The sequence below is a fragment of the Massilia orientalis genome, from assembly GCF_030411975.2.
In the GTDB taxonomy this organism is placed as follows: Bacteria; Pseudomonadota; Gammaproteobacteria; order Burkholderiales; family Burkholderiaceae_D; genus Telluria; species Telluria orientalis.
Map to the genome: position 1 here is coordinate 1 of NZ_JASNRB020000091.1, position 654 is coordinate 654.

Annotated in this window: 1 protein-coding gene and 1 pseudogene; both read left to right on the top strand. The window is 60.9% G+C overall.

Annotated elements, in window-relative coordinates; translation table 11 throughout:
* Positions 1 to 162: 162 nt before the first annotated feature.
* Positions 163 to 285, top strand: coding sequence for a hypothetical protein (locus QPK29_RS33495; protein ID WP_371772435.1), 123 nt, complete (start codon positions 163 to 165; stop codon positions 283 to 285).
* A gap of 208 nt (positions 286 to 493) precedes the next feature.
* Positions 494 to 654, top strand: a pseudogene (locus QPK29_RS33500) (hypothetical protein); the annotation flags it as partial.

Here is a 654-nt window from a genome sequence, read left to right on the forward strand (position 1 = left end):
CTATGGCTATCGTCGTGCCGGCGCCCTGGTGAGCCGTACGCGCAGCCTGATGGGCTTGCGCCCCGTGAATCACAAGTGCACGTACCGTGTGATGAAGGAACAGGGTTTGCTGCTGCCGAAATCGCCCAGGCGTAGTGATAGCGGCCGTGCTCATGATGGCAAATGATGGTCGAAGAATCGAATCAGCGCTGGTGCTCGGGCGGCTTCGAGATCGCCTGCGACAACGGCGAGGTGGTGACTGGCGTTTTCATGAAAGACTGCTGCGCCCGCGAGATCATTGGCTGACGTGCCTGGATTGGCCGTGACTTGCCCGGTGAGCCGGTGGGCGACATGATAATCAGGCCGTGGAAGCGCGTTTCGCAAGCACGGACGAGCGGGCGATTACCGCCGAATTCTTGAGTGACAATGGCGGCGCCTTCCGGGCTACCGAGACACACGCCTTGGCGCATGAGCTGGGCATCAAGTCGGTGCATACGCTCGTGAACAGCCCGCAGTCGAACGACATGGCAGAGAGCTTTGTGAACACGTTAGACGCGATTACGTCGGCTGCATGGACCGCAGCACTGCGGTGCGGGCCCGACTGCCCGACGCCTTCACACACTTCAACGAGGTGCATTCGCATTCGGCGCTTGGGTACAAATCGCCGCGCATGTT